Here is a 25,114-nt window from a genome sequence, read left to right on the forward strand (position 1 = left end):
CGGAAGGATGGACGCCATGCGCATCGTGGTTCTGACCGGCGGGATCGGGGGCGCCCGGTTCCTGCTCGGCGTCCGGGCGTACGCCCGGGAGGTGGGGGCCGAGGTGACCGCCGTGGTCAACGTCGGCGACGATCTGCTGCTGCACGGGCTGAAGGTCTGCCCCGACCTGGACAGCGTGATGTACACGCTGGGCGGCGGCGCCGACCGGGAGCGAGGCTGGGGTCGAGTCGGCGAGAGCTGGACGGTCAAGTCCGAGCTGGCCGCGTACGGCGCCGAGCCGACCTGGTTCGGGCTGGGCGACAAGGACATCGCCACCCACCTGGTGCGGACGACCATGCTCAACGCCGGCTACCCGCTCTCCCAGGTGACCGAGGCGCTCGCCACCCGCTGGCAGCCCGGCGTACGCCTGCTCCCGGCGACCGACGACCGGCTGGAGACGCATGTGGTGGTCGACCTGGACGGCGGCCAGCGGGCCATCCACTTCCAGGAGTGGTGGGTGCGCTACCGGGCGGAGCTTCCGACGCACCGGTTCGTCTTCGTGGGCGCGGAGACGGCGAAGCCGGCGCCGGGCGTGCTGGAGGCGATCGGCTCGGCCGACGTGGTGCTGATCGCGCCGAGCAACCCGGTGGTGAGCATCGCCCCGATCCTGGCCGTGCCCGGGCTGCGGGACGCGGTCGCCGACGGCCGGGCTCCGGTGGTCGGGGTGTCGCCGATCATCGGCGGCGCGCCGGTCCGCGGCATGGCCGACCGGTGTCTCGCCGTGGTCGGCGCGGAGTGCAGCGCGGCCGGGGTGGGCGGGCTCTACGGTGCCCGGTCGGCCGGCGGTCTGCTCGACGGCTGGCTGGTCGCGCCCGAGGACGAGGGGACGCTGGTGCCGGAGGTGATCGTGCGGTCGGTGCCGCTGCGCATGACGGACGAGACGGCCACGGCGACGATGGTCCGGGCCGCATTGGAGCTGGTGTGAGGCTGGAGATCCTGCCGGTGCCGGGCATCGGCGACGTGACCGAGGGCGATGACCTGGCGGCGCTGATCGCCACCGCGGCGCCATGGCTGCGCGACGGCGACGTGCTGGTGGTGACCAGCAAGATCGTGTCGAAGGCGGAGGGTCGGCTGGTCGACGTGCCGGCGGACGGGCCGGAGCGGCTCGCCGCCCGGGACGAGGTGCTGGCCGGGGAGACGGTCCGGGTGGTGGCCACCCGCGGCGCCACCCGGATCGTGCAGACCCACCACGGCTTCGTGATGGCCTCCGCCGGCATCGACGCCTCGAATGTGGACAAGACCCGCCTGGTGCTGCTGCCGAAGGACCCGGACGCGTCCGCCCGGGCGCTGCGGGCCGCCCTGCGCGACCGCTACCACGTGGACGTCGCGGTGATCATCAGCGACACCATGGGCCGCCCCTGGCGCAACGGCCTGACCGACGTGGCGCTCGGGGTGGCCGGGATGCCGGCGATCCGCGACCATCGCGGCGAGATCGACCCGTACGGCAACGAGCTTCAGCTGACCCAGATGGCGGTGGTCGACGAGCTGGCCGGCGCCGGTGAGCTGATCAAGGGCAAGTGCGACCAGGTACCGGTCGCGGTCGTGCGGGGTTACCTGGGTGTGCCGCCGGACGACGAGGGCGAGGGGGCCCGGGCGCTGGTTCGGGACGCCACGATGGACCTCTTCTCGTTGGGCACCGCCGAGGCGAGGGCGGCCGGGCTCCGGGAGGCCGCCACCCTGCCCGACGGCCCCGGCCCGACGCCGGCCGACCCTGCCGCCGTCGACCGGGCGATCGCCGCGGTCGCCGAGGTGATCGCGCCCGGCACCGCTTTCCTCCACGTCACCGACGACGAGGTACGTGCCGGTCTGGTCGCCGGCGTGCCCGGCTGGCCCGCGCACGCCAGCGCTCTCGTGCTGGGCGCCCCGCCGACCCCGGTCGACCAGGCGGACCTGGTGAGGTTCGGCGCAGACCTGCAGCGACTGCGGACCGCGCTGGCCGCCGAGGGCGTCTCCTCCGCGTTGCTGCCACCCCCCACCGGCAGCACCGCCAGCGCCGCCCTGGCCATCTGACCGAGGCGCCTCTTTCGGGGAATCTGCGCGGATCTTGGCGGCGTGGCGGGCGGGCGGTCAGGCGTCGAGGACGGCGCGGCCGAGCGGGGTCAGGGTGTGCAGCACGGTGTTGCGGTCCCGGTGGCTGACCAGCAGCCCGGCGTTGCGCAGCACGCTGGTGTGCTGGCTGGCCGCGGCGGGCGAGATGCCCAGCCGGCGGGCCATCTCCCCCGTGGTGCAGCCGTCGTCGGCGGCGACCAGCACGGCGGCCCGGGTGCGGCCGAGCAGGGCGGCGAGGGCCTCCCGGGCGGCGTCCGGATCGCCGGCGGCGGCGGAACCGGGCCCGGGCGCGAGCCCACCGAGCCGGTCCACCGGGTAGACCAGCACCGGGGGCAGCGTGGGGTCGAGGAGCGCGACCGGGATGCGCGCGCAGAAGAAGGACGGCACCAGCAGCAGGCCCCGGCCGTCCAGGTGCAGCTCACGGGTGTCCGGGTAGTCGAGCACCTCGAGCACCCCGTCCGCCCACCGCATGCCCGGACGGAGGCTGGCGAGCAGCCCCTCGGGCCCGTCGGCGAGCATGGCCCGGGCCCGCCGCGCCCGGTCCGCCTCCACCGCCGCCTGGATGCGGGACCAGTACGGGGTGATGGCGAACGCCTGGTAGTGCGTCATGGAGTCGGTGAGGTGGCGCAGCACCTCGGGCTCGCCCCGGGCCAGCCCGGCGGCCGAAGCGGGCAGAGTGTTCTCCTCGGCGAGCACGGTCAGATCACGGCGGAGCAGGTCGACCGGGGTGCCGCGGACGGCCTCCAGCCCCGCCTGGAAACCCTCGCGGCTGGCGTACGGGGTGAGGAAGTCGGGGAAGTAGCCGCGCGGCGGGTTGAGGGCGAAGAGCAGCCGGAAGCGTTCGGTGCCGCTGTCGGTCTGCAGGGTGCGGGCCACGGCGCGGCGCCATTCGAGGAGCAGCGGCTCAGGCCCGCGGCCCTGGAGCAGGTGCAGGCTGAGGACCATTTCCCAGACCGGGTCCGCGGCGGGTGCCACCCTGGTCCGCAGGATGTCCTCGCTCGAGAAGTAGATCTTCAGCATGGAGAGCGCTCCCGGGGCGGGCAGAGGGAGCGCCCGCCACCACCGGCACTCTACCCGCTGGAACAAATCTCCATCTTTAAGCGTGGACTGAAAAACCTCGACGGCGAGCGGGCCGGCTGGGCAGACTGCCCTTGCCCGCCCGGCCGGAGGTGTCCCACCGACGACCACCGGGGGGTTGGGGGACGGGCGACCGGGCGGCACCACGAGGGTCTGCGGCGACACTCCGCAGAGGTGCCATCCGGTCGTCCACCCCGTCCCGCCGCTCAGGCGACCCAGAGCGCCACCCGGTGGTCCTCGTCCGTGACGTAGTAACCGGACCCGTCCAGCTCCGCCAGCCCCTCCACGTGATGGAACGGGGCCAGGTCGGCCACCAGCTTCCCCGCCACCCGGGCGTCCGGGCCGGCCTCCCACCGGAACGCGACGTGCCGGGAGGTCACCTCGCCACCGTGCGGATGGTCGTCCAGCAGCACCGAGCCCTTGCCGAGCGCGTCGATCGAGCCGACCACCGCCGCGTACCCGCCGTCGGCGGTGGGGGTGACGGCCCGGAAGCCGGTCAGCGCGCCCGGCGGGGTCACCCCGGTCAGCGCGTACGCCCCGACGGCGCGGGGCCAGCCCGGGACGGCGGCGAACATCTCCGCCACCCCGGCCAGCTCGACCAGGATCGGCTCGCCCTCGGCGGTGACCGGGAAGCGCAGCCCGAGCAGCACGGTCCCGGCGGGCGTGAACGCCGCCGCCTCGACGTTGATCGGCAGGTCGTCCGCCGCCAGCCGGCTCACCCAGCGCTTCGCCTGGGCGGCGCCCCGGGCCACGGTCTCCACGATGAACCGCTCCCGGACCCGGTCTCCCGGAGGCAGCGGGGTGAACGGCGCCGCCGCGAGCGCGTCGTTGACCGCCCGGTGCAGCCGGAACCGGTTGCGCACCACGTGCACCGGCAGCACCCCGGCGGCGGCGTCCGCCTCGCGGAACCGGGCCACGAACGCGCGGCGGGGCCGCAGCGGGCCCGCCTTCGAGCCGAAGTGCGAACCGAAGACGTACACCCAGCCGTCGTGGTGGGCGAGCGCCTCGCCGTCCTCGGTGCGGCCGTTCTCCCGGCCGGCGTCGGCCGCCACGTGGTGCGCCACCCACTCGCCGTCGTCCCGCTCCAGCAGCAGGGCCAGGCAGCGTTCCACCGGGCCCTCGTCCAGCACGGTCCAGAAGCCCCGGCGGGCACCGTGGGCGCGCAGCAGCGCCCGGGACCGCACCGGCAACAGGTCGCTGGCCTCGTTGCCGGCCACGACGAACTCCACGAGTCGCAGGGTCACGCGGCCAGGGTACGAAGGCACCGCTCGTAGAGTGTCCGGGTGCACACCGACCTCCGGACGTACGCCGACCTGCACGCCGACGCCACCGCGGTGCTGAGCCGCTGGACGGCGACCAGCCCGGCCGCCGCCGCGAACCGGGACCGGACCCTGGAGCTGCTGGCGGCCGGGCCGGTGGCGATGAGCCGCGAGCACCTCCCCGGGCACGTCACCGCCAGCGCGCTGGTGCTCGACGCCGCCGGCGAGCGGGTGCTGCTGTGCCTGCACGGCAAGTTCCGCAAGTGGGTGCAGCTCGGCGGCCACTGCGAGCCCGGCGACCGCACCCTGGCCGCCGCCGCGCTGCGCGAGGCCGCCGAGGAGTCCGGGATCGGCGGGCTGGTGGTCGACCCGACCCCGATCGACGTGGACATCCACCCGGTCACCTGCCAGGGTGGCTCGCTGCACTACGACGTCCGATTCGTCGTGCTCGCCCCGGCGGGGGCGATCGAACGGGTCAGCGACGAGTCCGAGGCGCTGGGCTGGTTCCCGCCGGACCGGCTGCCCGAGCCGCTGGCCGACGGGACCGTCCAGCTGGTCGCGCCGGCCCGGGCCGCGCTGGCCCGCCGGGCCGCCCGCTGACCGGGCGGCCCGGCGGGCCAGTCAGACCAGGCCCTCCTCGCCGCGCTCCTTGAGCTCGTCGACCAGCTTCTTCACGTCCTGCGCCCGGTCCCGCGGGCAGACCAGCAGCGCGTCCGGGGTGTCCACCACGATCAGGTCGCGTACGCCGAGGGCGGCCACCAGCCGGCCCGACTGCGGCACCACCACCAGGCCGGCGGTGTCCCGCAGCAGCACGCCCGGCTTGGCGTCGGTGCCCAGCACCACGTTGCCGTCGGCGTCGGCGGGCAGCACCTCGCCGAGGGTGTGGAAGTCGCCGACGTCGTTCCAGCCGAAGTCGCCCGGCACGGTCGCCACCCGGCCGGCGGTCGCCGCGCCCTCCATCACCGCGTAGTCGACGGAGATCTTCGGCAGGGTCGGCCAGACGGTCCCCAGCACGTCGTCCTGCTCGGGGGTGCCCCACGCCGCCGCGATCGCGGTGATCCCCGCGTGCATCGCCGGTTGCTGCCGGGCCAGCTCGGCGAGGAAGACGTCCACCCGCCAGACGAACATGCTGGCGTTCCAGAGGTGCCGGCCGGAGCGGACGTAGACCTCGGCCACCTCGGCGGCCGGCTTCTCCTTGAACTCGGTCACCGGGCGCAGCGGGCCGTCGCCCACCGGCTCGCCGGTCTCCAGGTAGCCGTAGCCGGTCTCGGGCCGGGTCGGGGTGATGCCCACCGTCATCAGCAGCCCCTGCTCGGCGCCCCGGATCGCCTGGCGGACCACCTCGGCCCAGCGGGCCGGGTCACCGATCAGGTGGTCGGCGGCGAACGAGCCCATCACCGCCGCGGGATCGCGCTCCGCGATCACCGCGGCGGCCAGCGCGATGGCCGCGCAGGAGTCCCGGGGCGAGGGCTCGACCAGGATGTTCTCCTCCGGCAGGCCAGCCAGTTGCCGGGCCACCGCCGCGACGTGCGCGGCCCCGGTGACCACCAGCGTGCGCTCGGGCGTGGTCAGCGGCGACAGCCGGTCCACCGTCGCCTGCAACAGCGAGGCCGGGGTGCCGGTCAGCGGGTGGAGGAACTTGGGATGGCCGGCACGGGACAGCGGCCACAACCGGGTGCCACTGCCGCCCGCCGGGATGACGGCGTAGAACATCAGCACATCATGCCCGAAGCGTCCGGCCCGGGTCGGAGGGTCGCCGCCACCCGCCGCCGGGAAGGCTCAGGACCGGGCCCGGCTCCACGCGGCGACGTGCACCTCCGCGCTGGACTCCCAGGTGAACTCCTTGGCCCGGTCGAAGCCGGCCTTGGCCAGGGCGAGCCGGCGCTGCTCGTCGTCCAGCAGGGCGGCCAGATCGGTGGCGATCTGGTCCGGGTCCTCGCTGGTGTAGGCCACCGCGTCGCCGCCCACCTCGGGCAGGGAGAGCCGCGGCGTGGTCAGCACCGGCGCGGCGCACGCCATCGCCTCCAGGATCGGCAGGCCGAACCCCTCGCCGTAGGACGGGTAGGCGGCGACCAGGGCGCCACCGAGGAAGCCGGGCAGGTCGGCGTAGCGGAGGTAGCCCGGCCGGAGCAGCCGCAGGTGCGACGGGACCTCGGCCACCGCGCGGTCGATGTCGTCGTCGTGGCCCTGCCCGCCGGCGATCACCAGCGCGGGCGGGTTCTCCCGGTCGGCCACCGCGCGGGCCCAGCCCCGGATCAGGTTGGGCACGTTCTTGCGCGGCTCCTTGGCCCCGAGGAACGCGAGGTAGCTGCTGCTGCCCAGCCCGAGGCGGGCGCGCACGCGGGCCTTCTCCTCCTCGCTCGGGGCGTGGAAGGCGGCCTGGTCGACGCCGTGGTACGCGACGTCGATCCGGGTCGGGTCGGCGTCCAGCAGGCGGATCAGCTCGTCCCGGGTGGCCTTGCTCGGCACGATCACCCGGTCGGCCCGGCGCAGCGAGGTCTTGATCGCGCTGCGGAAGAACGTCCGGCGGGACTTGTCGTAGTGCTCCGGCTCGGTGAAGAAGGTCGCGTCGTGCACGGTGACCGTCACCGGGCAGCCGGCCCGCAGCGGGCAGGTGTAGAAGGGCGAGTGCAGCACCTCGGCACCCACCTGCTGGGCCAGCAGCGGCAGGCCGGTCTGCTCCCAGGCGAGCCGGGCCGGGCGGTGCGCGACCGCCGCCGGGGCGGGGATCACCTCGGCCGCCGGCAGCATCCGGGTGTAGCGCTCCAGGTCGGTGCGGAGGCTCACCACGACCAGGTCCACGGCGGACCCGCAGACCCTGCCGAGGGCGCCGAGCAGGCCATCGACGTATCTACCGACGCCGCCACGGTCGGCGGGGACACTCGTGGCGTCGATGAGCACGCGGGGCGGGCGACCGGCGGTCACGGGGCGACTCCTCAGGCAGGCGATCTGTGGGGAACAACACTGTCGGCAAGCCTACGCCGGGCGCGGGTCCCGGCGGTGACTGCGACCCGACGGTACGCCGACTTGTCCTTGTCATCGAGTACGGGTCACCGGCGCGTATCGTTCGCGCCGATGGCCGACAACATTGCCCGGGTCTTCGCCGACGCACTCGCGACCGACCCCACCCGACCCATGCTGACGTGGTACGACGACGCCACCGGCGAGCGCACCGAGCTGTCCGGCGCGACCCTCACCAACTGGGTGGCCAAGACGGCGAACCTGCTCGTCGACGAGGTCGCCCTGGCCCCCGGCGACACCGCCGCCGTGCTGCTGCCCCCGCACTGGCAGACCGCCGCCGTGCTGCTCGGCTGCTGGTCGGCGAAGCTGACCGTGATCGACACGCCGGGCAACGTGGATGTGCTCTTCGCCGCCGCCGACCGGGTCGACCAGGCGGCGGCCTGGCCGGCCGGCGAGCGGTACGCGCTGGCGCTCGACCCGTTCGCCCTGCCGATGCGGCAGGTGCCGCCCGGCTACGCCGACTTCGTCTCGGCGGTACGCGGCCACGGCGACCACTTCACCCCGTACCCGCAGGGGGGCGAGACGGACGCGGCGTCGCTGGCCCGTGCGGAGGCCCGCGCCGCGGAGCTCTGCCTCACCCCGGGCGACCGCCTCCTGGTCGACACGGCGCAGTATCCCGACCCGGTCGACTGGCTCCTGGCACCCCTCTCGGCCGGCACCACCCTCGTCCTCTGCGCCAACCTGGATCCCTCCCGCCTGGACCCCCGCACCGCCGCGGAAAAGGTCACCCGCACCCTGGCCTGACGGCGGGTCAGGCCGGGGCCGGGTCGGTGTCGGTGGCGCGGCGCTGGGCGAAGGCGGCGAAGGCGGTGAGGGACTCGGGGTTGGCGAGGGCACCCTTGGCGGCGGCGTTGTCGACCGGGGTGCCGGTGAGGATCTTCTTGACCGGGACCTCCAGCTTCTTGGCCGAGAGGGTGCGCGGGACGGCCCGGACCTGGTGGATCTCGTCGGGGACGTGGCGCGGCGAGAGTGCGGTGCGCAACTCCCGGCAGATCTTCTTCCGCAGCTCGTCGTCGAGTTCCAGGCCCTCGGCGAGCACCACGAAGAGCAACAGCTCCCCGGCGCCGCCCTGGTCGTCCTCCAGGTGCACCACGACCGAGTCGACGACCTCGTCCAGCCCCTCCACCACGGAGTAGAACTCGGCGGTGCCGAGCCGGACGCCGCCCCGGTTCAGGGTGGCGTCGGAGCGGCCGGTGATCACGCAGCCGCCCCGCTCGTTGATCGTGATCCAGTCGCCGTGCCGCCAGACGCCCGGGTAGACCTCGAAGTACGCCTCCCGGTAGCGGGCGCCCTCCGGGTCGTTCCAGAAGCCCACCGGCATGCTCGGCATCGGCTCGGTGATCACCAGCTCGCCCAGCTCCCCGATGACCGGGGTGCCGTCGCCGGAGCGGGCCTCCACCTTGGCGCCGAGCGCCCGGCAGGTGATCTCACCGGCGTGCACGGGCAGCAGCGGCACCCCGCCGACGAAGCCGGTGCAGACGTCGGTGCCGCCGGAGAGCGACTGGAGCTGGAGGCGGTCGCCGACGTTCTCGTACACCCAGGTGAAGCCCTCGGCGGGCAGCGGAGCGCCGGTCGAGCCGACCCCGCGTAGCGCGGCGAGGTCGGCGATCGCCTTCGGAACCAGGCCGGACTTGCGGGAGGCCAGCAGGAACGGCGCCGAGGTGCCGAAGTAGGTGGTGCCGGTCTCCGCGGCCAGCCGCCAGAGCGCACCCAGGTCCGGGTGGCCCGGGTTGCCGTCGAAGAGCACGATCGACGCGCCCACCGCCGGCCCGGAGACCAGGAAGTTCCACATCATCCAGCCGGTGGTGGTGAACCAGAAGAACCGGTCCGCCGGGCCCAGGTCGTGGTGCAGGGCCAGCATCTTGAGGTGCTCCAGCAGGATGCCCCCGTGGCCGTGCACGATCGGCTTCGGCAGGCCGGTGGTGCCGGAGGAGTAGAGCACGTAGAGCGGGTGGTCGAACTCCACCGGGGTGAAGGTCAACGGCTCGTCGGTCGCCGCCGCCAGCTCCGCCCAGGAGATGGCGCCCTCGGGCGGGGCGCCGGCCGGGTCGAGGTACGCGATGCCGACGGTGTGCTCCACCGACGGCAGGGCGGCCCGGATGGCGGCCACCTCGCCCCGCCGGTCGACGGGCTTGTCGCCGTACCGGTAGCCGTCGACGGCGACCAGGACCTTCGGCTCGATCTGCTGCCAGCGGTCGGTGACGCTGCGGGTGCCGAACTCGGGGGCGCAGGAGGAGAAGATCGCGCCGAGGCTGCTGGTGGCCAGCAGCAGCACGAAGGTCTCCGGGATGTTCGGGGCGTACGCGGCCACCCGATCGCCCCGGCCGACGCCGAGCCGGCGCAGCCCGGCCGCCACCCGGCGGACCTGCTCCCGCAGCTCGGCCGCGGTCAGCGTCTCGGGCGGGCGGGTCTGCCCGTGCGCGATCACCACCGGGTCGTCGTCGCCCCGGCCGGGCATCCGCAGCACGTTCTCCGCGTAGTTGAGCGTCGCGCCGGGGAACCACCGGGCACCCGGCATGGCCCGGCCGGTGAGGGTGGCGGTCGGCGGGGTGTGCGCGACGACCTCGAAGTAGTCCCAGATCGACCGCCAGAAGGCGTCGAGGTCGGTGACCGACCAGCGCCACAGCGCGTCGTAGTCGGCGAACTCCAGCCCCCGGTGCTCGGCCAGCCAGCGCAGGTAGTCGCCGATCCGGGACCGCTCACGTACGTCGGCCGGCGGCGCCCACAGCACGTCACCCACTGCTCCACCCTCCCTGAGGCCCGGTCACGACACTGTGCATGGGCCGTGCCGCCATCTTGCCCTACCTCGCCAGGCCATTGTCCGCACCGGGTGCCGCCGAGGGGGCGTGCCCCGCCCACACCCCGCACCCCCACAAGATGTGGATCCGGTGCAAGGAAGGGCCCCCTCCTTGCACCTCAGCCGGCGCGGTGCGCCTGGATGGCCCGGCGCCGGGCCAGGCGGTGGGCGCGGCGGATCTCCGCCTCCCGGTAGCGCCGCTCGTCCTCCACGGTCTCCGGCAGCACCGGCCGCACCGGGCGGGGCGCACCGCCCACGTCCACCCCCACGAAGACCAGGTACGCGGTGGCCACCCGGACCGGCTCGTCCTCGGCCGAGTCCCAGCGCTCGGCGACCACCTTCACCCCGACCTCCATCGAGGTGTGTCCGGTCCAGTTGACCTGGGCGTGCGCGTGCACCAGGTCGCCCACCCGGACCGGCTCGGAGAAGACGATCTCGTCGATCGACGCGGTGACCGCGGTGCCCCCGCTGTGCCGGGCGGCGGCCGCCCCGGCGACGTCATCGACGAACTTCATCAGTACCCCACCGTGCACGGTCCCGTACAGATTGACATCGACGGCAGTCATGATCCGGCTCAGGGAGACCCGGGAGTACGAGGTCGGCTTGCCCACCGGCCCGGTGGAGGGGTGATCTGTCATGCCGAAAACGGTACGGTGCGCGGATGCGACATCTCTGGAGCTTCCTCGCCGGGTTGGTGGTGGCGCCCGTCACCTGGGTGCTCGTCACTCTCGGTCAGGACGGATCTGGACGCACCATCCACCGCTGGGTGGAACTCGGTACGTACAGCACGCCCAACCTGATCGAGCCGGCCGTCTACCTCGGCGTCGCCGGCGTCCTGCTCGGCCTGCTCGCCACGCTACGCCTCTCGCCGTTCGGCCCGCTGGTGGCCGGACTGCTGCTGGTCGTCCCGTACATCGGGATGTTCGTCGCGCCGTTCACCGTCCGTGACCAGGTCCCCGAGGGCTGGAAGCTGCTCGGGGACCCCCTGCCGCTGCGCCAGCCGCTGGAGAACGGCACGCTGTTCCTGATCGGCGTGCTGCTCCTGATGGCCGTGTTCAGCGTCGGGCGCTGGCGACGGCCCGGACAGCCGGCGGCCGAGGCAGAGCTGACCCCGGCCGACAAGCCGATCGAACCCAACCCCTCGCTCGGCGACTGGCCCCCGGCCGACGCCAGCAAGGACCGGGACACCGCCTCGGTCACCCTGGGCTATCCCGATCCGACCCCCACCGAACCCCTGCCCCGCCGCACCGGCGGCGAGTCGCCGTGGTCCGCGCCCCCGCGCGCGACCAACCGACCGGAGGGCACGACCGAGATCCGCTGACCGCCGTGGGCGGGCCGGGAAACCGGCCCGCCCGCCCGACCGGCCGGGTCAGCCCTTGAGCAGCTGGCGGGCCATGACGATGCGCTGCACCTGGTTGGTGCCCTCGTAGATCTGGGTGATCTTGGCGTCCCGCATCATCCGCTCGACCGGGTAGTCGCGGGTGTAGCCGTAGCCGCCCAGGAGCTGCACCGCGTCGGTGGTGATCTCCATGGCGGCGTCCGAGGCGAAGCACTTCGCGGCGGCGCCGAAGTAGGTCAGGTCGGCGTCGCCCCGCTCGGACTTGCCGGCGGCGGCGTAGGTGAGCTGGCGGGCCGCCTCGAGCTTCATGCCCATGTCGGCCAGCATGAACTGGATGCCCTGGAAGTCGGCGACCGGCTTGCCGAACTGCTTGCGCTCCTGGATGTAGCCCTTGGCGTAGTCCAGCGCGCCCTGGGCGATGCCGACCGCCTGGGCGGCGATGGTCACCCGGGTGTGGTCGAGGGTCCGCATCGCGGTGGCGAAGCCGGTGCCCTCGGCGCCGATCATGCGGTCCGCCGGGATCCGCACGTTGTCGAAGTAGACCTCGCGGGTGGGCGAGCCCTTGATGCCGAGCTTCTTCTCGGGCGCGCCGAAGCTGACCCCGGCGTCGGACTTCTCCACCACGAAGGCCGAGATGCCCTTGGAGCGGGCTGTGGGATCGGTCACAGCGAAGACGGTGTAGTACTCGGAGACGCCCGCGTTGGTGATCCACCGCTTCACGCCGTTGAGCACCCAGTGGTCGCCGTCCCGGACCGCCTTGGTGGTCATCGAGGCGGCGTCGCTGCCCGCCTCCGGCTCGGAGAGGCAGTACGAGAACATCGCGTCGCCCGCGGCGACCGGGGTCAGGTACTTCCGGTTCAGCTCCTCGGAACCGGCCAGCAGCAGCGGCATCGTGCCCAGCTTGTTCACCGCCGGGATCAGCGAGGACGAGGCGCAGGCCCGCGCCACCTCCTCGATCACGATGGCCGTGGCGAGCGCGTCCGCGCCGGCGCCGCCGTACTCGACGGGGATGTGCGGGGCGTGGAAGTCGGCCGCGCGGAGCGCGTCGTAGGACGCCTTCGGGAACTCACCCGTCTCGTCCGCCTCGGCGGCGTGCGGAGCCACCTTCGCCGCACAGACCTCACGGACCGCCTCCCGGATCGCCTCGTGCTCCTCGGGCAACCGGTAAACGTCGAACGACTGCTCTGCGGGCATGTCGGCCCCTCCCCTTCACCGCTAAGATGCGCAATCTGTGACGCCCGGAGGCCGCCGACTCACGCAAACTGAAGGATAGCCACCAGGTTCAGCCGGACCTTACCGGCGGGTAGTCTCACGCATGGCCGGCGTCGACCCGGCACAACTACCCTCACACGTAGACGACAGGTTCCCTCGGTGCCCCGGCCACGGCGCCCAGCCGATTGCGACGCAACGAAGCGCCGCCAGTGCGAGCGGAGAAGACAGGCGTGACGATCCCGTACCCGAACACCCAGCCGGTGCCCGCCATCGCGGCAGTGACCCCGCCCTCCGGCGCGGCCCGGCCCCGGGTGACCTTCCTCGGCACCGGCTACCTCGGCGCGACGTACGCCATCTGCTACGCCGAGCTCGGCTACGAGGTGCTCGGCTACGACGTCGACGCCGACAAGATCGCCAAGCTGAACGCCGGCGAGGTGCCGATCCACGAGCCCGGCCTGGACGAGCTGCTCCGGCGCAACCTGGCCGCCGGCCGGCTGCGGTTCAGCACCGACATCCAGGAGACCGCCGACTTCGGCGACGTCCACTTCATCTGCGTGGGCACTCCCCAGCGGGCCGACGGCATGGGCGCCGACCTGTCGTACGTCGAGGCGTCGGTGACCAGCCTGGCCCAGCACCTGACCCGCAAGGCGCTGATCGTCGGCAAGTCGACCGTGCCGGTCGGCACCGCCGAGTGGGTGGAGCAGCTGGTCGGCAAGCACAGCCCGGCGGACCTGGGCGTCGAGGTGGCGTGGAGCCCCGAGTTCCTCCAGGAGGGCTTCGCCGTCGACGACGTGCTGCGGCCCAACCGGATCGTGGTCGGCGTCAAGAGCGAGTGGGCCAACGGCATGCTCTACGCCGCCCACAAGGGGGTCTTCGACCTGGCCGCCACCGAGGACCGCGAGGTGCCGCTGGTGGTCACCGACTTCGCGACCGCCGAGCTGGTCAAGGTCGCCGCGAACGCCTTCCTGGCCACGAAGATCTCCTTCATCAACGCGATGGCCGAGGTCTGCGAGGCGGCCGGCGGCGACGTCACCCAGCTGGCCCGCTCCATCGGGTACGACCCCCGGATCGGCAACCGCTTCCTCCAGGCCGGCCTGGGCTTCGGCGGCGCCTGCCTGCCCAAGGACATCCGGGCGTTCCAGGCCCGGGCCCAGGAGCTCGGCGCCGGCGAGGCGCTGCGCTTCCTGCACGAGGTCGACCTGATCAACCTGCGCCGGCGCACCCGGGTGGTGCAGCTCGCCGCCGACCTGCTCGGCCGCCGCTCCGGCCCGGCCGGGCCGGACCTCTCCGGCACCCGGATCGCGGTGCTCGGCGCGACCTTCAAGCCGAACACCGACGACGTCCGGGACGCCCCGGCGCTGGCGGTCGCCGCGCTGCTCGGCAAGGCCGGCGCCGACGTGCACGTCTTCGACCCGCAGGGCACGGAGAACGCCCGCCGGGCGGTGCCCGAGCTGACGTACGAGGCGAGCATGGTCGACGCCGTCCGCGACGCCGACCTGGTCTGCGTGCTCACCGAGTGGGCCGAGTTCCGCAACGCCGACCCGGTCGCCCTGGGCGAGCTGGTCAACGGCCGCAAGGTGGTCGACGGCCGCAACTGCCTCGACGCCACACTGTGGACCCAGGCCGGTTGGGAGTACCGCGGCCTCGGCCGCCCCTGAGCCGCACCGACTGTCGGCCGGCCGGCCGTGGCGAGCGCCACGGCCGGCCGGTTCTTTTTGTTGTCCGGAACGCGCCGGCAACGGTCGAAATCCGCGCCCGGCCAAGGCATGCTGCGACAGTGGGGGTCCACACCAGGGGCCGGCCGGACGGAGGGACGTCGTGCAGACCTTCAGGTGCGCCTCGTGCGGGCGGGAGATCAAGCCGGCGGTGATCTGCCCGCACTGCGGGGCGGACCAGCCACAGTGGGCCGAGCACCTGGCGGACATTGAACGCTCGATCGCGGAGATGAAGGCCCGCGACGCCGAGATCGCCCGCGAGCAGCGGCAGATCGCGGCCAAGATGCAGGCGGCCCTCTTCCAGCGGGACTTCCTCGCGCACGCCGGTGAGGAGCGGACCAAGCAGACCGCCCGGCCCCGCCGGGTGCTGCGGCGCCGGGCCGGCCGCCGCCCGCCCACGGCCACCACCGGCGCGCCGCCCCGGGTGCCCCGCCAGGGCACCCCACCGCCCGGCCCGGACGACCTCCCGCCGCCCCGGACCAGGGCGCAGTGGCTCGACGTGGACGACCCGGAGCACCCGCCGGAGGCGTCCTCCCGCGAGGTGCAGAACATCCCCCTCGGGCTCGGCGCGCTGCTGCTCGGCGTCGCCGCGGTGGTCTTCGCCGCCGTCGCCACCAGCTCCATGGACGCGCTGGCCCGGCTCGGCGTGCTGCTGGTCGCGACCGTGCTCATGCTGCTGGCGCCGCCGGTGCTGGCCCGTCGGGGGCTCACCTCGACCGCGGAGACGATCGCCGCGGTGGGCCTGCTGCTGCTCCCCCTGGCCGGGTACGCGCTCTGGGCCGTGAACCGGGTCGGCGGCGCCGCCTCCGGCTCGACCTTCGCCGGGTCGATCTTCCTGGTCACCACCCTCATCTCGCTCGGCTACGCGTACGCGACGGGGCTCCGCGCGCCCCGCTTCGCCACCGTCCTGGCCGTCCAACCGGTGCTGCCACTGCTGGCATACGAGCGGATCACCGGGCCGGCCGGATGGGCCCTGGTGCTGACCGTGGTGGCCGTCGTCGACCTCGCCCTGGTCCGCTCGGCGGTGGTCCTCGAGCGGCCGGTCCGGCGGGACCTGCCCGCCCCGGAGCCGGCGCCCGCCCCACCCCGGCAGCGTTCCGCCGCCGAGCGGCCCGAGGCGGCCCCGGAGGAGTCGGCCGAGGTGCTCGGCGCGGAGCTGCCCGGCGACGACCAAGCCGTCCCGCCGGCCCGCCCGGTGCCCTGGCTGCGCGAGCTGACCTGGCTGCTGCACGGCACGGCGGTCGCCGTCGCCCTGGCGTACGCGGTCACCGCGCTGCTGCGCGCCGCAACCGTGCCGGCCGCCACCGGAGCCGGGGCGGTGCTGCTGCTCGCCGCGCTGGTGGGGCTGGCCGGCACGCTGGTGCTGGGCCGCCCGCCGCTGCCGGACGTGGGCGCCGGCATCGTCACGCTCGCGGTGATCGGCGCGCTGGGCCGGGTCGCCTCGGTCGCCTTTCCCGGCCGGTCACTGCTGCTGATCGCCGCGGTCATCGCGCTGACCGGGTTCGCCGTCCGGGCCGTACCGAAGGCGGTCCGGCGCGGCCCGCAGCTCGCCTCGGCGGTGGCGCTGACCGTGAGCGGCCTGGTGGTGGCCGGCGGCGCGCTCCGCGCCGGATTGGCACCGGTCCGCGCGTCGCTGCCCGCCTGGTCGACCGACCTAAGCCGGTGGCACGCCGAGCTGGCGGCGGCGGTGGGACCGACCGGCTGGCAGCTCGCGGCGAGCGCCCTGCTGCTCACCATCGCCGCGGTGATCGCCCTGCCGGCGGAGATCCGGCGCGAATTCGCGTTGGTCGGGGCGGCGCTGACCGCGCTCGCCGCGCCGGCCTCCCTCAACCTGGGCTGGGCCGCCGCCTGCTGGCCGATGCTGCTGACCGCGGTGGCCATCGGCGTGCTGGGGCTCACCGCCGGCACCCGGCGGGCCGCGGTGGTGCACGCGGTGACCGCCGCCGGGCTCGGCGTGATCGGCGCGGGTGCCTCGCTCGCCCGGCCCGCGCTCACCGCCGCCGCGCTGACCGTGCTCTTCCTGGCCGGCGCGCTGGTGTCCCTGGCGCCCCGGGTCCGGACCGCCCCCGCCGCGGCCGACACGCTGTCCGGCTGGGCTGCGGGCGGGGCGGCGTTCGCGCTCCCCGGGGCGGTGGCCGCGTTCGTCGCCGCCACCGAACCGACCGCGCCGAATCTCAGCCCGGCCAGCCTGCGCGAGGTCACCGTCCCGATCCTCGCGGCGAGCTTTCTCGGCGTCTGCGTCACCCTCGGCTACGCCGCCATCGTCCAGGTCGCCCAGCGGCACCTCAGCGCGCCGCACGCGGTCGGCACGGTGCTGGGCGCGGTCGGGGTCGCCACCGCCGGCTTCGGGGCGCGCGGCGCCACCACCGCCGACGCCTGGGTGGGTGGCCTGCTGCTGCTCGCCGCGGCGCTGCTGGCGCTGGCCCCCCGGATCGACGCCGGCCGCCGCTCCGACCTGTCGCTGGACGGCTCGGACCTGGCCCTGGCGGCCACCACGGCGGCGCTGATCGCCACCCTGGTCCGAATCGCCGCCGTGCTCGCGCCCGGTGGTCAGCTCGTGGTGGCCGCCGCGCTGGTGCTGCTGGTCGCCGTCGTCGCCCGGGCGATGCCCGAGGAGTGGCGGCGCGGCCCCATCCTCGGCATCGCGATCGCCGGCACGCTGATCGGTCTGATCGCCGGCTGGAGCGCGCTGCGCGGCGGGGTCGGCGTCCTGGCCACCCCGGGCCCGATCTGGTCCGGCGACCTGAGCGGGTGGCCGGCCGCGCCGACCGGCGGGTCGACCTGGCAGGCGCCCGTCGCGCTGGCGCTGCTGGCGGGGGCCGCCGGCATCCTGCTGCCGCCGCCGTGGAAGTACGACATCTCCGGGGCGGCCGTCGTGCTCGCCACCATCGGCGCCCCGGCCGCCTTCGACCTGCCCTGGTGGTCGCCGGTGCTGGTGGGCGCCATGGTCGCCACGGTCTTCGGGATGGCGTCGGCCGCCACGGTCGAGCCGCGGGCCGCGCTGTCCCGGGCCACCGTGGCCGGGGTGGTCGCCCTGCACGCCGCCGGCGCCGGCCTGGTCCGGCCGTGGACCACCGCGCTGGCCCTGGGCAGCATCGCGCTGATCGGGGTGGTGGTGGGGGTCGTGGCCCGGGTGGTCGCGCCGGCGTTGGTCGAGAACGTGCGTACCGAGGGAATGCCGCTGCACCTGGTGCAGGTGGGCGGCGCGGCGGTGGGCGCCGCCCTGCTCGCCCTGCCCGGGGCGGTGGCCGCCCTCGCCGCCGAGTTCGGGCGTTCACCGCAGGTGGTGCTGACCGCCGCGCTGGCCGCGTCCAGCATCGGGCTGGCCGCGGTGGCGGCGGTCCGCCGGCAGGTCCCGCAGTACCTGCCGTACGTCAGTGTGGCCGTGGTCGGCGGCGCGACGGTGAGCGCGATCGCCGCCGTGGTCACCCACCTGCCGTCCGGGGTCTACGCCGCCGCCGCGGCGCTGCTCGGGGTGCTCGCCGAGCTGATCCGGGCCGCCACCGTGCCGCCCGCCGGCTCCGCCCAGCCGGTACGCCGCTGGTCGGTGCTCCTGGACGGGGCGCTGCGCCGGCCGCCCACCGACGGCACGGAGCTGCGCTGGCGGGTCAGCCCGGCCGCCGGGGCGCTCGCCGCGGCGGTGTTGCCGACCGCCCTCGCCCTGGTGACCCTGGCGCCGCCGCTGGTCGTGGCGCTGGTCGAACCGATGCGGGTGCTGTCCCGGATCTGGCAGGGGCCGCCGCCCGAGCTGCTCACCCCGCCCGCCGAGGCGGTGGACCCCACCCACGTGCTGACCGCGCTGCTGCTCACGGTGACGGCCGCGCTCGCCGCCACCGGGTTCAGCGGTGGCCGGCGCTCCCGCGCGGTGCCGGTGGTGCTGCCGGGCGCGGCCGTCACGCTGCTGATCACGCCGGTGGCGCTGGGCCAGGGCTGGCCGGAGACCGCGCTGGCCGGGCTGGCCGTCTTCACCATCTCCATGCTCGGGCTGGCGCTGACCGTGCCCCCGGCGCTGACCGAGCCGGCCCGCTCGCTGCGGGTCGCCCGGGTGCTGGTTTTCGCGATCGGGCTGGCCGCCGGGAACGCCGGTCTGGCCGGCAGCCTCGCCACTCGGGAGCTGACCCTCTTCACGCTGGGCGGGGCGGTCGGCGTCGGGGCGGTCGCCGCCCTCTTCGGCACCACCCAGCGGGCCCGGATCCTGGGTTGGCTGTTCGCCTCGCTGATGGCCCAACTGTTCGTGCTCACCCTCGGCCTGGTCGCCGGGCTCGCCGCGGTCTGGTCGGCGTTCGGGGTGCTGGCCGTCGGGGCGGCGCTCCAGGTGTTCTCCGCGACCCTTCCCCGGCTGCGCCGCCCGGAGGCGTACCGGGAGGCGGCCACCGTGGAATGGAGCGGGTACGGGGCGGCGCTCATCGCGCTGGCCCTGGCCTACGACTCGCCTCGGCACATCGCCGCGCTGCTGGCCGCCTGGGGTGCCGTGCTCGGGGTGGCGGCCAACCGCCCCGGTCGGCGGCCGGTGGAGCGGCGGATCCTGTTCTGGTCGGTGGTGGCCTGCGAGATCAGCGCCTGGTGGATCCTGATGCGGGTGGCCGACGTGGCGCTGCCGGAGGCGTACACCCTGCCGTTCGCCGCGCTCGCCCTGCTCGTCGGGGTGCTGGAGCTGCGCCACCGGGCGGACCTGTCGAGCTGGGTGGCGTACGGGCCGGCCCTGGTCGCCGCGTTCCTGCCCACGCTGGCGATCGTGGTGGCCACCGACTCCAGCATGTTGCGCCAGGTGCTGCTGCTGCTCGGCGCCGTGGCAGTGCTGATCTTCGGCTCGATGACCCGGCAGCAGGCCCCGGTGATCGTGGGCGCCACGGTCACCGCGGTGGCCGCGATCCACGCGCTGTTCAGCCTCGGGCCGTGGCTGGTGTTGATCCCGGTCGGCTTCATCCTGCTGGTGCTCGGGGCCAACAACGAACGCCGCCGCCGGGCGCAGGAACGCCTCCAGACCGCCCTGCGCGGCATGAGGTGAAGCTCGAGGGGTCGGCGCGAGGGGTCAGGTGAGGGAGGCGCGGAGGGCGGCTTCCTTCTCGGCGACCAGGTCCTCCAGGCTCGCCTGGTAGGCGGCCATCCGCTCGCGCAGCGCCAGGTCGGCGGCGGCCAGGATGCGCACCGCGAGCAGGCCGGCGTTGCGGGCGTTGCCGATCGACACCGTGGCCACCGGCACGCCGGCCGGCATCTGCACGATGGAGAGCAGCGAATCCATCCCGTCCAGGTGCTTCAGCGGCACCGGCACCCCGATCACCGGCAGCGGCGTGACCGAGGCGACCATGCCGGGCAGGTGAGCGGCCCCGCCCGCGCCCGCGATGATCACCTGGACGCCCCGGTCGGCGGCCGAGCGACCGTACTCGATCATCTTGACCGGCGTGCGGTGGGCGGAGACCACGCCGACCTCGTACGGCACCTCGAACTCGTCCAGCGCCTCGGCGGCGGCCTTCATGGTCGGCCAGTCCGAGTCGCTGCCCATGATCAGCCCGACGGTCACTCGTGCCCCTCCCGGAGCCAGCGGGCGGCTCGTGCGGCCCGGGCCCGTACGTCGTCCAGGTCGTTGCCGAGCACGGTGACGTGCCCGATCTTGCGGCCCGGGCGCACCTGCTTGCCGTACAGGTGGACCTTGGCCCCGGGCTCGGCGGCGAAGAGGTGGTGCAGCCGCTCGTCGATGGACATCCCGCCCGGCTCGCCGCCGAGCACGTTCGCCATCACCACGACCGGCGCGGTGAGCGAGGTGTCGCCCATCGGGTAGTCGAGCACCGCCCGCAGGTGCTGCTCGAACTGGGAGGTCCGGGCCCCCTCGATGGTCCAGTGCCCGGAGTTGTGCGGCCGCATGGCCAGCTCGTTGACCACCAGGCCGGCGGGCGTCTCGAACAGCTCGACCGCCAGCAGGCCGACCACGCCGAGCGCGGTGGCCAGGTCGATGGCGAGCTGCTGGGCGCCGACCGCCAGCATCTCCGGCAGGTCGGGCGCGGGGGCGAGCACCTCGACGCAGATGCCGTCCCGCTGCACCGTCTCCACCACCGGGTACGCGGCCACCTGCCCGAACGGCGAGCGGGCCACCTGCACGGCCAGCTCCCGGCGCAGCGCGACCCGCTCCTCGACGATCAGCGGGGTGCCGCCGGCGAGCAGCGTGGCGGCCAGCTCGGCCGCCTGGGCCGCGTCGTCCACCATCCAGACGCCCCGGCCGTCGTAGCCGCCCCGGGCCGCCTTGAGCACCACCGGCCAGCCCGCCTCCTCGCCGAACGCGACCAGGTCCGCCGGCTGCTCGACCGGACGCCAGGCCGGGTTGGGAGCGCCCAGCTCGCCGAGCCGCTCGCGCATCACCCGCTTGTCCTGCGCGTGCAGCAGCGCGTCGGCCGGCGGGCAGAGCTTCACCCCCTCCTCGGCGAGGGTGCGGATGTGCGCGCTGGGCACGTGCTCGTGGTCGAAGGTGACCACGTCGCAGCCCTTGGCGAAGGTGCGCAGGGCGGCGAGGTCGGTGTGGTCGCCGTACTGGACGTCGGCCGCGACCAGGGCGGCACCGTCGTCCGGGGCGAGCGCCAGCACGCGCAGCGACTGGCCGAGGGCGATGGCGGCCTGGTGGGTCATCCGGGCCAGCTGGCCACCGCCCACCATGCCGACGACGGGGAGGCCGGTACGGGAATCCATAGCCCGGCCAGCCTATCGGGGCGGTGAGCGGCGCGAGCCCGGAGGGCAGCCCCGCTGGCCGGCCGCTCAGCCTGCCGTGCGGACCGCGATGCGGCGCGGCGCCCGGGCGACCTCGCGGGCGGTGGTCCGGGCGATCAGCAGCGAGCCGAGCACCGTCGGGGCCAGCCAGGCGACCAGGTGCCCGCCGGTCATCTGCACGGCGAACCCGGTGACGAAGGCGATCACGGTGCTGCCCATCAGGTTGAGGTGCCAGATGCGCCAGCCTCGGCCGCCCAGCCCACGCGGGCGGCGCCGGGCGAACCACAGCCCGCCGACCAGCCAGCCGAGGGTGAGGGCGCCGAGCAGAGCCAGCCCCCAGAGCCGCGCCGGGTCGTAGGCGAAGAGCCCGAAGGCGCTGAGGCTGAGGCCGACGGCGGCGCCCGCGTAGACCCGGCCGAGCAGGGTGTGCCGCCCGCGCCGCTTCGGGGCGAGCAGCACCGGGAGGGCGAGGAGCAGCCCGGTGGTGCCACTGGCGGCGTGGATCACGACGAGAACGGTGTGCACGGCTCCCCCTCCCGCGACATCCCAATGTGGGAGGTCAACGCATCCAGCATCTGACCTGACACAATGGGATGTCAAGGGAATCCGCGAAGGAGAACCGACCCATGCCCGACCGGCCGCTGAACGCCACCGCCGCCTCCCTGCTCGGCTTCCTGCACGACGGGCCGATGACCGGGTGGGACCTGGTCACGGTCGCACAGCAGCGGATCGGGGCGTTCTGGTCGCTGACCCAGAGCCAGGTCTACCGGGAGCTGACCACGATGGCGGCGGCCGGACTGGTGCGGGCCGGCGAACGGGGCCGCCGCGACCGGCAGCCGTACGAGATCACCGAAGCCGGACGGGCGGCGTTCGCCGAGTGGGCGCGCAAGCCACCGGCCGACGAGACGATCCGATTCCCGCTGCTGTTGACCGTGCTCTTCGGTCGCCACCTGCCGCCGGACCGGCTGGCCGGATTCCTCGCCGCGCACCGGGCCGCCCACGCCGCCCGACTCGCCGGCTACCAGGCGGCCGCGGCGGGGCTGCCCGAGGAGGCGGACGCCGTCGACCCGTACTCGGTGGCCACCCTGCGATTCGGGCTGGCGTACGAGCAGGCGGTGCTGGACTGGTTCGACGCCCTGCCGGACCCGTTGCGGCCGGCGACCGAGGGCGCCGACGAGGCATGATCACGTCATGACGATCCGTGAGACGCTGCGCGGGCTCCCGGTGCTGGCGCACGACATGCCCTCCTTCGACCCCGTCGACGTGCCCGGCACACCGCTGGACCTCTTCGCCTCCTGGCTCGCCGCTGCGGTCACCGCCGGGGTGGACGAGCCGCATGCGATGACCCTCTCGACCGTGGACGCCGACGGCGCGCCGGACGCGCGGGTACTCATCCTCAAGGACCTCGACGAGGAGGGATGGCACTTCGCCACCACCTCGACCAGCGCCAAGGGCCGACAACTCGCCGGCAACCCGCGGGTCGCGCTGAGCTTCCACTGGCGGGAGCTGGGTCGGCAGGTCCGGGTCCGCGGCGTCGCGCATCCGGCCGGACCCGAGGTCTCCCGACGGGACTTTCTGGCCCGCCCGTTCGGCTCGCGGGTCGCCACCCTGGCCGGCCGGCAGAGCGAACCGCTCACCGACCGGTCCGCCCTCGACGCCGAGTTCGCCCGGGTCAGCGAGCGGGCGGCCGCCGACCCGGATCTCGTCGCCGACGGACACACGGTCTACCGGGCGCGGCCCGAGACGGTGGAGTTCTGGCAGGCCGACCGGCAGCGCCGACACGTCCGGCTGCGCTACCGCCGCACCGCGGACGGCTGGGAGCGTGAGCTGCTCTGGCCGTGACCGTCAGGTCAGCTGCGCGACCAGGTCGTCCACGGAGGTGACCGGGCGGTCGCAGACGAAGCCCCGGCAGACGTAGGCGGTGGACCGGCCGTCCAGCGCCGGCCGCTCGGCCAGCAGCGGCACCCCCGGCTGGTCGCTCCGGCCGGCCACCACCACCGCGCCGGGCGGGGCGTGCCGCTGGGCCGCCGCGACGAGGGGGTCGCCCACCGGGTCGTCGGTCACCACCGCGATCTCGTACGGCCCGGAGAGCAGCGCCTCGCCGACGGTGGCCGCGTACCCGGCGAACCGGGCGTGCCGGCCGACGATCGGCGCCACGGTCGACAGAGCGGCCTCGGCCGCCTCCCGGTACCGGGTCTCCCCGCTCAGCGCCGCGTACGCGACCAGCGCCGCGACGATCGCGGAACGGCCGGACGGCGTGGCGTTGTCGGTGGGGTCGGCCGGCCGGGTGACCAGGCGCTCGGCGTCGTCGGCGGTGTCGTAGAAGCCGCCGTCCGGGGCGGCGAAGCGGGCCAGCGCCACGTCGAGGAGCTGGCCGGCCAGCGTCAGCCAGCGCCCCTCCCCGGTCAGCTGGTGCAGGGCGCAGAACGCCTCGGCCACGCAGCCGTAGTCCTCCAGCACGCCGGCCGGATCGCCGACCACCTTGTCCCGGGAGACCCGGCGCAACCGCCCGTCCACGAGGTGCACGGCGGCCAGGTGCTCGGCGGCGTCGCGCATCGCGCCGTCCGCGACGATGGTGACCCCCTCCATGAGGTTGGCGTCCTCGTCGTCGGGGGCCGCGTAGAGGGCGGCGACCTGCTGGAACTCGGCGATCGCGGTGATCGCCAGGCCGTTCCAGGCGGCCACCACCTTGTCGTCCCGGGCCGGCTGGGGGCGGGTGTCGCGGGCGGCGAGCAGCCGGCCGACCACCTCCTGCCACCGCTGGCGCACCGAGGGATCGGCGTCGTCCACGTCCCGGGCCAGCCGCAGCACGCTGGTGCCGTGTTCGAAGGTGCCGGACCCGGTCACCCCGAAGAGGTCGGCGGCGAAGCGGCCGTCCTCCTCCCCCAGCACCTCGACGAGCTGCGCCGGGGTCCACACGTAGGTGAGCCCCTCGACGCCTTCGGTGTCCGCGTCCAGCGCGGAGGCGAAACCCTCGCCCGGCCGGTGCATCTCGTCGGCGAGGAACCGGGCGGTGTCCCGGGCCACCCGCCGCGCCAGCCGGTCCCCGGTGAGCCGCCAGAGCTGGGTGTAGACCCGCAGCAGCAACGCGTTGTCGTAGAGCATCTTCTCGAAGTGCGGCACGGTCCAGTGACCGTCCACCGAGTAGCGGGCGAACCCGCCGGCGAGCTGGTCGTGCAGACCGCCCCGGGCCATCGCCTCGCCGGTGTGCCGGACGATCTCCAGGCTGCGGGCCGAGCCGGTGCGCTGGTGGTGCCGGAGCAGGAAGAGCAGGTTCATGTGCGGCGGGAACTTCGGCGCCCCGCCGAACCCGCCGTTCGTCTCGTCGTACTCCCGGTGGAGCTGAGCCGCGGCGGCGTCGAGCAGCTCGGCGGTGAGCGGGGCGCTGAGCCCGCCCACGGCCTGCGCGCCCCCGATCGCCTCGACCACGGCGGCGCCCTGCCGCAGCACCGCCTCGCGCTGGTCCCGCCAGGCGGCGGCGACCGACCCGAGCAGGCGGATGAAGTTGGGCCGGGGGAAGTAGGTGCCGCAGAAGAACGGGGTGCCGTCCGGGGCGGCGAAGACCGTCATCGGCCAGCCGCCCTGCCCGGTCATCGCCTGGGTGGCGGTCATGTAGACGGCGTCCACGTCGGGCCGTTCCTCGCGGTCCACCTTGACGCAGACGAAGTCGTCGTTCATGAGCCGGGCGACGGCCTCGTTCTCGAACGACTCGTGGGCCATCACGTGGCACCAGTGGCAGGCCGCGTACCCGACCGAGATGAGCACCGGCATGTCACGCCGCTTCGCCTCGGCGAACGCCTCGTCGCACCAGGGCCACCAGTCCACCGGGTTGTCGGCGTGCTGAAGCAGGTACGGGGAGGTGGCGTCGGCAAGTCGGTTCACCCGACGACCATAACCAGCGGCGTCGGGT

At 74.6% G+C, this 25,114-nt stretch carries 20 protein-coding genes; 9 read left to right on the forward strand and 11 right to left on the reverse strand.

What is annotated here, in order from left to right:
* Nucleotides 1-16 precede the first annotated feature (16 nt).
* Nucleotides 17-964, forward strand: coding sequence for a 2-phospho-L-lactate transferase (gene cofD / locus Q2K19_RS06295; protein WP_302768380.1), 948 nt, complete (start codon nucleotides 17-19; stop codon nucleotides 962-964).
* On the forward strand, nucleotides 961-2,049 hold the full coding sequence (locus Q2K19_RS06300) for a coenzyme F420-0:L-glutamate ligase (RefSeq protein ID WP_302768381.1): 1,089 nt from the start codon (nucleotides 961-963) through the stop codon (nucleotides 2,047-2,049). Before cofD ends, Q2K19_RS06300 begins: the two co-directional genes overlap by 4 nt.
* Before the next feature lie 57 nt (nucleotides 2,050-2,106).
* Here Q2K19_RS06300 and Q2K19_RS06305 read toward each other — a convergent pair whose 3' ends face one another.
* Nucleotides 2,107-3,108, reverse strand: coding sequence for an ArsR/SmtB family transcription factor (locus tag Q2K19_RS06305; RefSeq protein WP_302768382.1), 1,002 nt, complete (start codon nucleotides 3,106-3,108; stop codon nucleotides 2,107-2,109).
* Nucleotides 3,109-3,371: 263 nt separating this feature from the next.
* Nucleotides 3,372-4,409 (reverse strand): hypothetical protein, encoded by a 1,038-nt coding sequence (locus tag Q2K19_RS06310; RefSeq protein ID WP_302768383.1) that lies wholly within the window; start codon nucleotides 4,407-4,409, stop codon nucleotides 3,372-3,374.
* A gap of 39 nt (nucleotides 4,410-4,448) precedes the next feature.
* Here Q2K19_RS06310 and Q2K19_RS06315 point away from each other — a divergent pair, with 39 nt between their 5' ends.
* Entirely contained in the window at nucleotides 4,449-5,024 is a 576-nt protein-coding gene (locus Q2K19_RS06315; RefSeq protein ID WP_302768384.1) for an NUDIX hydrolase, read from the forward strand.
* Nucleotides 5,025-5,045: 21 nt separating this feature from the next.
* On the opposite strand, the gene Q2K19_RS06320 is transcribed toward Q2K19_RS06315, so the two are convergent.
* Both Q2K19_RS06320 and Q2K19_RS06325 read right to left on the reverse strand, forming a co-directional pair.
* Nucleotides 5,046-6,137, reverse strand: coding sequence for a mannose-1-phosphate guanylyltransferase (locus tag Q2K19_RS06320; protein ID WP_302768385.1), 1,092 nt, complete (start codon nucleotides 6,135-6,137; stop codon nucleotides 5,046-5,048).
* A gap of 66 nt (nucleotides 6,138-6,203) precedes the next feature.
* Nucleotides 6,204-7,349 carry a glycosyltransferase family 4 protein gene (locus tag Q2K19_RS06325; RefSeq protein ID WP_302768387.1) on the reverse strand — a complete coding sequence of 382 codons (1,146 nt, stop codon included), beginning with the start codon at nucleotides 7,347-7,349 and terminating at the stop codon, nucleotides 6,204-6,206.
* A gap of 150 nt (nucleotides 7,350-7,499) precedes the next feature.
* Here Q2K19_RS06325 and Q2K19_RS06330 point away from each other — a divergent pair, with 150 nt between their 5' ends.
* On the forward strand, nucleotides 7,500-8,189 hold the full coding sequence (locus Q2K19_RS06330; protein ID WP_302768388.1) for a TIGR03089 family protein: 690 nt from the start codon (nucleotides 7,500-7,502) through the stop codon (nucleotides 8,187-8,189).
* A 7-nt stretch (nucleotides 8,190-8,196) separates the two neighbouring features.
* Here Q2K19_RS06330 and Q2K19_RS06335 read toward each other — a convergent pair whose 3' ends face one another.
* Both Q2K19_RS06335 and Q2K19_RS06340 read right to left on the reverse strand, forming a co-directional pair.
* Nucleotides 8,197-10,185, reverse strand: coding sequence for an acetoacetate--CoA ligase (locus Q2K19_RS06335; RefSeq protein ID WP_302768389.1), 1,989 nt, complete (start codon nucleotides 10,183-10,185; stop codon nucleotides 8,197-8,199).
* Between the two features lie 176 nt (nucleotides 10,186-10,361).
* Nucleotides 10,362-10,880, reverse strand: coding sequence for an acyl-CoA thioesterase (locus Q2K19_RS06340; RefSeq protein WP_302768390.1), 519 nt, complete (start codon nucleotides 10,878-10,880; stop codon nucleotides 10,362-10,364).
* A gap of 23 nt (nucleotides 10,881-10,903) precedes the next feature.
* Here Q2K19_RS06340 and Q2K19_RS06345 point away from each other — a divergent pair, with 23 nt between their 5' ends.
* Nucleotides 10,904-11,563, forward strand: a complete 660-nt coding sequence (locus Q2K19_RS06345) for a hypothetical protein (RefSeq protein ID WP_302768391.1) — start codon at nucleotides 10,904-10,906, stop codon at nucleotides 11,561-11,563.
* A 48-nt stretch (nucleotides 11,564-11,611) separates the two neighbouring features.
* On the opposite strand, the gene Q2K19_RS06350 is transcribed toward Q2K19_RS06345, so the two are convergent.
* Nucleotides 11,612-12,775: an acyl-CoA dehydrogenase family protein gene (locus Q2K19_RS06350; RefSeq protein ID WP_302768392.1), complete on the reverse strand. Its 1,164-nt coding sequence runs from the start codon at nucleotides 12,773-12,775 to the stop codon at nucleotides 11,612-11,614.
* 248 nt (nucleotides 12,776-13,023) lie between these two features.
* Between Q2K19_RS06350 and Q2K19_RS06355 the strand changes: the two genes are divergently transcribed.
* A complete protein-coding gene (locus Q2K19_RS06355) occupies nucleotides 13,024-14,451 on the forward strand; it encodes a UDP-glucose dehydrogenase family protein (protein ID WP_302768393.1) in 1,428 nt (475 codons plus the stop codon).
* A 160-nt stretch (nucleotides 14,452-14,611) separates the two neighbouring features.
* The gene (locus tag Q2K19_RS06360; RefSeq protein WP_302768394.1) at nucleotides 14,612-19,516 is read left to right on the forward strand and encodes an SCO7613 C-terminal domain-containing membrane protein; all 4,905 of its coding nucleotides are present in this window, start codon (nucleotides 14,612-14,614) and stop codon (nucleotides 19,514-19,516) included.
* A gap of 24 nt (nucleotides 19,517-19,540) precedes the next feature.
* Here Q2K19_RS06360 and purE read toward each other — a convergent pair whose 3' ends face one another.
* The 3 genes from purE to Q2K19_RS06375 all read right to left on the reverse strand — a co-directional run bounded on the left by purE (nucleotide 19,541) and on the right by Q2K19_RS06375 (nucleotide 21,729).
* The gene (gene purE / locus Q2K19_RS06365) at nucleotides 19,541-20,011 is read right to left on the reverse strand and encodes a 5-(carboxyamino)imidazole ribonucleotide mutase (RefSeq protein WP_302772297.1); all 471 of its coding nucleotides are present in this window, start codon (nucleotides 20,009-20,011) and stop codon (nucleotides 19,541-19,543) included.
* Between the two features lie 14 nt (nucleotides 20,012-20,025).
* Nucleotides 20,026-21,186 carry a 5-(carboxyamino)imidazole ribonucleotide synthase gene (locus tag Q2K19_RS06370; protein ID WP_302768395.1) on the reverse strand — a complete coding sequence of 387 codons (1,161 nt, stop codon included), beginning with the start codon at nucleotides 21,184-21,186 and terminating at the stop codon, nucleotides 20,026-20,028.
* Between the two features lie 66 nt (nucleotides 21,187-21,252).
* Nucleotides 21,253-21,729, reverse strand: a complete 477-nt coding sequence (locus tag Q2K19_RS06375) for a hypothetical protein (protein ID WP_302768396.1) — start codon at nucleotides 21,727-21,729, stop codon at nucleotides 21,253-21,255.
* 101 nt (nucleotides 21,730-21,830) lie between these two features.
* Here Q2K19_RS06375 and Q2K19_RS06380 point away from each other — a divergent pair, with 101 nt between their 5' ends.
* Together Q2K19_RS06380 and Q2K19_RS06385 are read left to right on the forward strand one after the other, a co-directional pair.
* Nucleotides 21,831-22,388, forward strand: coding sequence for a PadR family transcriptional regulator (locus tag Q2K19_RS06380; RefSeq protein WP_302768397.1), 558 nt, complete (start codon nucleotides 21,831-21,833; stop codon nucleotides 22,386-22,388).
* A 7-nt stretch (nucleotides 22,389-22,395) separates the two neighbouring features.
* The gene (locus Q2K19_RS06385) at nucleotides 22,396-23,046 is read left to right on the forward strand and encodes a pyridoxine/pyridoxamine 5'-phosphate oxidase (RefSeq protein ID WP_302768398.1); all 651 of its coding nucleotides are present in this window, start codon (nucleotides 22,396-22,398) and stop codon (nucleotides 23,044-23,046) included.
* Between the two features lie 3 nt (nucleotides 23,047-23,049).
* Here the strand turns inward: Q2K19_RS06385 and Q2K19_RS06390 are convergent, their stop codons facing one another.
* Nucleotides 23,050-25,086, reverse strand: a complete 2,037-nt coding sequence (locus tag Q2K19_RS06390) for a thioredoxin domain-containing protein (RefSeq protein ID WP_302768399.1) — start codon at nucleotides 25,084-25,086, stop codon at nucleotides 23,050-23,052.
* Nucleotides 25,087-25,114: the final 28 nt, after the last annotated feature.

Origin of the sequence: Micromonospora sp. NBRC 110009 (assembly GCF_030518795.1) — a bacterium.
GTDB lineage: Bacteria > Actinomycetota > Actinomycetes > Mycobacteriales > Micromonosporaceae > Micromonospora.

Coding starts and splice junctions, on each gene's coding strand:
- cofD (WP_302768380.1), top strand. CDS start 17: ATGCGCATCGTGGTTCTGACCGGCGGGATCGGGGGCGCCCGGTTCCTG.
- Q2K19_RS06305 (WP_302768382.1), bottom strand. CDS start 3,108: ATGCTGAAGATCTACTTCTCGAGCGAGGACATCCTGCGGACCAGGGTG.
- Q2K19_RS06320 (WP_302768385.1), bottom strand. CDS start 6,137: ATGTTCTACGCCGTCATCCCGGCGGGCGGCAGTGGCACCCGGTTGTGG.
- Q2K19_RS06330 (WP_302768388.1), top strand. CDS start 7,500: ATGGCCGACAACATTGCCCGGGTCTTCGCCGACGCACTCGCGACCGAC.
- Q2K19_RS06340 (WP_302768390.1), bottom strand. CDS start 10,880: ATGACAGATCACCCCTCCACCGGGCCGGTGGGCAAGCCGACCTCGTAC.
- Q2K19_RS06345 (WP_302768391.1), top strand. CDS start 10,904: ATGCGACATCTCTGGAGCTTCCTCGCCGGGTTGGTGGTGGCGCCCGTC.
- Q2K19_RS06350 (WP_302768392.1), bottom strand. CDS start 12,775: ATGCCCGCAGAGCAGTCGTTCGACGTTTACCGGTTGCCCGAGGAGCAC.
- purE (WP_302772297.1), bottom strand. CDS start 20,011: ATGGGCAGCGACTCGGACTGGCCGACCATGAAGGCCGCCGCCGAGGCG.
- Q2K19_RS06370 (WP_302768395.1), bottom strand. CDS start 21,186: ATGGATTCCCGTACCGGCCTCCCCGTCGTCGGCATGGTGGGCGGTGGC.
- Q2K19_RS06380 (WP_302768397.1), top strand. CDS start 21,831: ATGCCCGACCGGCCGCTGAACGCCACCGCCGCCTCCCTGCTCGGCTTC.
- Q2K19_RS06385 (WP_302768398.1), top strand. CDS start 22,396: ATGACGATCCGTGAGACGCTGCGCGGGCTCCCGGTGCTGGCGCACGAC.